We start from the raw sequence: 6,239 nt of genomic DNA, 5'->3' as shown, positions 1-6,239 counted from the left end.
CAGCGAGACGTACCTCCCGTCTCCCTCGATGATGTGGTCCAGCACCTTGATGCCGAGCACCTGGCCGGCCTGAGCGAGCTGCACCGTCAGCGAGATGTCCTGCTGCGAGGGCTCGGGATCCCCCGAGGGGTGGTTGTGGGCGAGCACGATGGCCGAGGCGCGCAGCGTCAGCGCCGGGGCGTACACCTCGCGCGGATCCACCGGGCACGTGTTCATCGTCCCCTCGGCCACCCGCACGTCCGCCAGCAGCACGTTGCGCGGGTTGAAGCACAGCACGTGGAAGACCTCGCGCCGCAGCGCGCTCAGGATGGGGAACAGGTACCCGTGGATCTCCTTGGGGTTGCGCAGCCGCGGGCGACGCTCCGTGACGCGCTGGACCCTGCGCCCCAGCTCCAGCGCCGCGAGCACCTGCGCCGCCCGGCTCGGCCCCAGCCCCGGCTGGGCGATCAGGTCCAGCGGATCCTTCAGGAGCAGGGCCTTGAGGCCTCCGCTCCGAGAGAGGAGCTCCTCGGCGAGCCCCTGCGCGCGGGGGCCCATCCCCAGCAGCACGCCCAACAGCTCCGGGTCGGTGAGGGCCAAGGCCCCCACCTTGAAGAGGCGCTCCCGCACCTCCTCCATGTCGGGGAACCGTGCCCTCACCGACCCTTCGCCTGCAGACCCCTCCGCTTGCTCCGTCCCACTCGCCAACGCCCGTTCCATCCCGCCCTCCGACACCCGTTCCATCCCGCCCTCCATCTGCGTGTGGAGGACATTGCAACGCGCTTGCCAAGCCACGTCCCCAGGGAGGAGCCCTACCTGTTGGGTGCGGATCCTCGGGGATCCGTCCACGCCGGGAGACGGCACCGTCCGCGCCCGTGTCACCGCTCACGGCCTCCAGGTGGTTCCCCGGGATGCTCCGGGCCTCCGGCTCAGCGCAGGGAGAGGGCCTCGGCGAGCCGGGGCAGCACCTCGCCCACCCGCGCCTCCACGCGCACGTCCGCCAGGTCGTCTCCGCGGCTCTCGCCGATGTTGAGCATGCCAATGGGCATGTGGCGCTCGGCGGCGCGCAGGACGAAGCGGTAGCCGGAGAAGACCGCCAGGGACGAGCCCACCACCAGCAGCGCGTCTCCCTCCTCCAGCAGCGCGAACGCGGCGTCCACGGTGGGGCGCGGCACGTTGTCCCCGAAGAACACCACGTCGGGCTTCAGCGCTCCTCCGCAGTCCGTGCAGTCGGCGACGCGGAAGGAGCTCACGGCCTCCACGGGCAGCTCGGCATCCCCGTCCGGTCGCAGCTCCACCTGCTGCTCCATGAAGCCGGGGTTGAGCGCCAGCAGACGCTCCTGCAGCGCCACGCGAGGCTCTCGCTCGCCGCAGGACAGGCACCGCACCTCCGCCAGAGCCCCATGCAGCTCGATGATCCGCGTGCTGCCCGCGGAATGGTGCAGCCGGTCGACGTTCTGGGTGATGAGGCCCAGCACCTGCCCGTCCCGCTCCATGGCCGCGAGCGCGTGGTGCGCCGCGTTCGGCCGGGCCGAGGAGAAGCGAGGCCAGCCGATCAGGCTCCGGGCCCAGTAGCGTGCACGCACCTCGGGCCGGCTGAGGAACTCCATGTGCTGGATGGGATTGCGAGCGCGGGCGCGCGTGCCCGGGCCGCGGTAGTCCGGGATGCCCGACTCGGTGCTGCACCCGGCACCCGTGAGCACCACGGTGCGGCGTCCCCGCAGCAGCTCTACCAGGGCGCCCACATCGGGAGGCTGAGAGGAGGCAGGCTCTGGAGCCAGGGGAGCACGCATCGCCTGCATGTATAGCGCCGAGCCCCCGGTCTTCGCATGGCCTCGGAGCCTCGTGCCTGCCCGCCCTCCGGCCAGCTTCCAGGACAGGGGCCTACGTCTTCGGCGGTGGACGGCCTCCACGCTCCATGCGCTCGCGGAGCTTCTCGCAGGGATCTTCCCGCTCCGCCGCCGGAGTGAACCAGACGTAGTCGAACGGCAGCCGCTCGGTGCCAAACCGCTTCGTGTAGTCCTGGGGCTCGTCCTGGCCAGCCGAGACCTCCATGAAAGCCACACTGCGCACGGTGACGCCCGAGCCGCGGCGGGTCAGCAGCGCCGGGATGCCCCGGTCCGTGCGTGCATGCCCGAAGCCGGTGATGAGCAAGGCGCCCTCGCCCTTGTCGGTGGAGAGCAGGCGCTCGGCCATCTGTGCGTCCCGCGCGCGCTGGACCTGCACCATCGGATCCATGTGCTCCACGGGGACATGGCCGCAGTGGGCATCGAACAGCTCCGCGCGCATGGCGCGGGAGAGCTCCTCGGGCAGCGGAGTGTCCAGCCCGAGCTGGGTGACGAGCTCCGGGGGCAGCGCCTCTGTGCCTCTCATGGCGAGCGCCTTGCCCTGCGCGCGCGGCAGGTTGGCGGCGACGATGGGCAGCCCGCGCTCCAGGCCCGCGGCGAAGATCGGGCGATAGAGCGCCCAGTCGGGCCAGCCGCTGTTCGCCCAGTCCACCGCCTGGGCGATGGCGTCAGGGTTGCCGGGCTCTCGTGCGAGCGCCGCGTCCACGGCGGGCTGCTGCTCCACGCCGAGCATCTCGAAGGCGAGCACGGGATGACGCCCGGTCGCAGTCAGGGCCCGCACCAGCGAGGCCTGGAGCAGGTGGTGATCGGCGTTGTCGTGCTGCTCGCCGAGCAGGACGAGGCGCGCCTTCGCCAGCTCCTTCTTCAGCGTGGCCTCGTCCAACCAGCGGCCTTGGGAGACATCCCAGATGCGGCCGGCGAGCGGGTGGTCGCGGAGCAGCGGGCTCTGCCATGCCGGTGCGGACCGGGCCTCCAGGGGGGGGACACCCTGCGTTCCAGGGGTGGCGCACCCGGCGAGGAGCAGGAGGGGGACGAGTGGGAGGAGGGGCGAGGTCCGCATCAGGGCCGTATCTGACACCGTGGGTGCCGGTTGAGGAACAGGGACTCAAACGTCCTGCCGTTCCGCGCTAACCTGAGGACACATGGGGAGGGCACCATGCGTGTCCGTGCATCGTTGGCTCTTCTGCTCACCGTAACGGGCTGTACCACCACTTATAAGGTCCCGAAGACGGAGATCTCCCGGCTAAACGGCTGGTTCGTCCCGGACCTGGTGCAGAGGATGCCCGGCGACGGGAAGCTCGAGGATCCGGGGAGCGTCCAGCTGAGGGACACCGAGGGCCGAGGGCACACGTTCACCGAGGACACGCCCCTGGTGCTCGTCCAGCGTGACGGCTCGGTCATCGCCGAGAAGTTCCTCGAGGTCAGCGTCGATGAGCAGCACTTCCGCGGCGTGCCCCAGGATGCGTTCCGCCGCACCGTCGAGATCCCCCTAAGCGAAGTCAAGTCCGCAGGCATCAGCGAGCTCCACGTCGGCCGGACGGCCCTCCTGCTCTCGGGCATCGCCGTCGGCCTTGCGGGGGCGATCATCGGCGTGAAGATGGCGATCGGTGATCTGCCCAAGCAACCCTCGGGGGACCCGTGCGGCGAGCCCGGCTGCCAGTTCTGAGCGCCTGAGGGACCGCGGCAACTCCGCGGCCCCCGAGGGGCGCTCACCAGCTCACCGAGTCGACGTAGAGCGGGCCCGTCCACTTCGCATCGGTGAAGATCTCGAGGCCGAGTTCCTGGAAGGGTGACACCGCGCCCGCGGGTATCGGGAGGGTGACGGTGTTCCAGGTGCCGGCCTTCAAGGACGTGGCCGCGATCCACGCGCCGGACCACTTCCACCCGCCGGCCGCTCCCTGCAACAGGAAGGGCTGAAAAGCGCTGATGCGGCTGCCGGTGGGGAACCACACGCGGAAGGACACCGTCTTGCCCGCGGGCACGGAGGCGCCGGGCACGTAGACCTTGGCCATCCCCTTGGCAGCGCCTGCCATCTTCACCTCGAGAGAGCGGCTGCCCGCGAAGGCCCGGGCGGTGGAGGCGGAGACTCCTTGGATGAGGGGACCCCAGGTCGTCCACCCCTGGGTGCCGCTCTCGAACTGGAACGCCGCCGTGGAGGGGGTGGGAGCAGGCGGAGGCGCGGAGGGAGGCGCTGGGACGGGCGGACGAGGTGGCGTCGGCGTCGTGACAGGAGGTGGCGTCGGGGTCGTCACCGGACCGCCCGTGCCGGGGGAGCCCGAGGCAGGAATGGCCAGGCCCCCCGCCTTCAGGAAGGCGCCCGCGCGGCTCTTCATGAAGGGCTGGTTGTCCGTGTAGAGATCGTTCGTGTACGAGCTCTGCCGGCCCTCGCCCTTGCCGAAGAGCAGGGCGATGACGCCGCTGCGAGCGAACTTCTCCCGGTGCGCCGCGCCTCCAGTGCCGAAGAAGTACTCAGGGCGGTTGTCCTTGTAGCCCTCGCGCGGCGCGTTGCGCGTGTTGTCCACGTTGAGGTGGTTCGAGTTCCCCAGCGGGATCTGCCACAGCACCCAGCGCTTGCCCGACGTCACGTTCCACAGGCGCAGCCACTCCGCGTACCGGTTGAAGCTCTTGGAGGTGATGGGGGCCGAGTCGCTCGCATCCCACCACCGATCCTGGTTGGAGGTGCGCCGGTAGAAGTCCGCATCCCGGTCGAGCGGATCCCCCACCAGCACATCCCAGGTGGCTCCGGTGACGTTGGGGGCCAGGCCAAACGGCTGGAGGAAGGAGTGGACCTTCGTCACCTCGGGCTGCAGCGGCTGGCTGACGGAGAAGTGGGCCACATCTCCTTCTCCCGCCCACGCGGACACGTGGATGCCCAGGATGACGTTGCTGGCCCCTACCGCCTTGCGCAGCTGGAGGAAGGCGAGCCCCCAGCCCGCCACCGTGTTCGGCAGCTTGCTCAGCTCCGGCAGCCCCGTGGCCGCCACCGCCGCGTACGCGCTGGGGTTGCCCTGCGTCTGCTTCTGCAGCAGCCCGAAGCCGTCCGCCTCCACGAGCACGAGCACCGGCTTGCCGAACTCCCGGGCCCGCTGCATGAGCACCTTGAAGTCGGAGAAGTAGCTCCGCATGGTGGCGGTGTTGCGGACCTTCGCGAGGAGCTGGTCCTCGCCGCCGCCGGGCTCACCGTTCAACTGGTAGTACTGGATGGCAGGCAGGAAGCCCTGGGCCTGGCACTCCTTGAGGTACTGCAGGCCCCACTGGCCGTCGGCTGGGCCCCAGCCGAAGTTGTTGAGCCACCCCTTGACGAAGTAGCGGTAGCGCACGTCCCACGGCACCCCGCTGTCCTTCATCCACGTCTGTCCGGCGTCCTCGAACAGGCCTACCAGCAGGCGGGGGGGCAGGCCCGCGGGGACCGAGCCCGCAACCGGGGCCACGAGGGCCGACTTGCCGGTCCTCGTGGGCCTCCCCTCGGGGGCCTCATCGATCAGGCCGGGCCCGCATGCAGCGAGCGCCGTGAGTGCAAGCGAAGTAAGAATGCGTTTCATGGTACCCCGAAACCGGGGGACCCCCACGCATTTTCCCGCGCTCATGGGGCTGCGGCTACGGCTCCACGCCCAGCTGCGTGAGGAGGAAGGCATAGTCGAACGCCTCCTCCTTGAGGAAGTCGTAGCGCCCGGACGAGCCGCCGTGGCCCGCATCCATGTTGATCTGGAAGAGCAGCGGGTTGGGGTCCGTCTTCAGCGAGCGAAGCTTCGCCACCCACTTGGCTGGCTCCCAGTACATCACCTGGCTGTCGTTGAAGCTCGTCTTCACCAGCATCGTCGGGTAGGCCTTGGCGGTGACGTTGGTGTAGGGGCAGTACTGGCGGATGTACTCGTACTCCTCCTTCACCTTCGGGTTGCCCCACTCCTCGAACTCGTTCACGGTGAGCGGCAGGCTCGCGTCGCTCATGGTGTTGAGCACGTCCACGAAGGGCACCTCCGCCAGCACCACCTTGAAGAGCTCCGGACGCAGGTTGGTGACGGCTCCCATCAGCAGGCCGCCCGCGCTCCCGCCGTTGATGGCCAGGCGCTCCTTCACCGTGTAGCCCTGGGCGATGAGCGCGTCGGCCACGGCGATGAAGTCCGTGAAGGTGTTCATCTTCTGGCGCATCCGGCCCGCATCGTGCCAGGGCTTGCCCAGGTCGCCACCGCCGCGGATGTGCGCCAGGGCCACCGTCACGCCCCGATCCAGCAGGGACAGCCGGAGGGTGTTGAAGAAGGGCATGTTGGGGAAGCCGTAGGAGCCGTAGCCCTGGAGCAGCAGGGGAGCGCGGCCGTCCTTCTTCAGCCCCTTGCGGTAGACGAGGCTCACGGGCACCTGCACGCCATCCTTGGCGGGCACCAGCAGTCGCTCCGTCTCGTAGTGCGAGGCATC

Annotated in this window: 6 protein-coding genes; 1 reads left to right on the top strand and 5 read right to left on the bottom strand. The window is 69.8% G+C overall.

From position 1 onward, the window contains the following. The 3 genes from radC to VD972_RS32270 all read right to left on the bottom strand — a co-directional run. Positions 1–699 (bottom strand): RadC family protein (gene radC / locus VD972_RS32280; RefSeq protein ID WP_324992637.1); only part of this gene is annotated, 699 nt, incomplete at its 3' end. Positions 700–908: 209 nt separating this feature from the next. Then, complete coding sequence (locus VD972_RS32275) at positions 909–1,772, bottom strand: NAD-dependent protein deacetylase (protein WP_414654170.1); 864 nt, start codon at positions 1,770–1,772, stop codon at positions 909–911. A gap of 91 nt (positions 1,773–1,863) precedes the next feature. Continuing rightward, positions 1,864–2,886: a ChaN family lipoprotein gene (locus VD972_RS32270; protein WP_324992635.1), complete on the bottom strand. Its 1,023-nt coding sequence runs from the start codon at positions 2,884–2,886 to the stop codon at positions 1,864–1,866. A 96-nt stretch (positions 2,887–2,982) separates the two neighbouring features. Here VD972_RS32270 and VD972_RS32265 point away from each other — a divergent pair, with 96 nt between their 5' ends. After that, complete coding sequence (locus VD972_RS32265; RefSeq protein ID WP_324992634.1) at positions 2,983–3,492, top strand: hypothetical protein; 510 nt, start codon at positions 2,983–2,985, stop codon at positions 3,490–3,492. Positions 3,493–3,535: 43 nt separating this feature from the next. On the opposite strand, the gene VD972_RS32260 is transcribed toward VD972_RS32265, so the two are convergent. Further along, entirely contained in the window at positions 3,536–5,368 is a 1,833-nt protein-coding gene (locus VD972_RS32260) for a hypothetical protein (protein ID WP_324992633.1), read from the bottom strand. A gap of 55 nt (positions 5,369–5,423) precedes the next feature. Continuing rightward, positions 5,424–6,239, bottom strand: an 816-nt coding sequence (locus VD972_RS32255; protein ID WP_324992632.1) for a prolyl oligopeptidase family serine peptidase, incomplete at its 5' end; no start/stop codon positions are given.

This window comes from Hyalangium sp. (genome assembly GCF_035629615.1).
Lineage (GTDB): Bacteria > Myxococcota > Myxococcia > Myxococcales > Myxococcaceae > Hyalangium.
This window is presented reverse-complemented; position numbering and strand designations above follow the sequence as displayed.

Excerpts from the sequence above, each read along its gene's own strand:
- VD972_RS32260 (WP_324992633.1), bottom strand. The coding sequence starts at position 5,368 with ATGAAACGCATTCTTACTTCGCTTGCACTCACGGCGCTCGCTGCATGC.
- VD972_RS32270 (WP_324992635.1), bottom strand. The coding sequence starts at position 2,886 with ATGCGGACCTCGCCCCTCCTCCCACTCGTCCCCCTCCTGCTCCTCGCC.
- VD972_RS32265 (WP_324992634.1), top strand. The coding sequence starts at position 2,983 with ATGCGTGTCCGTGCATCGTTGGCTCTTCTGCTCACCGTAACGGGCTGT.
- VD972_RS32275 (WP_414654170.1), bottom strand. The coding sequence starts at position 1,772 with ATGCGTGCTCCCCTGGCTCCAGAGCCTGCCTCCTCTCAGCCTCCCGAT.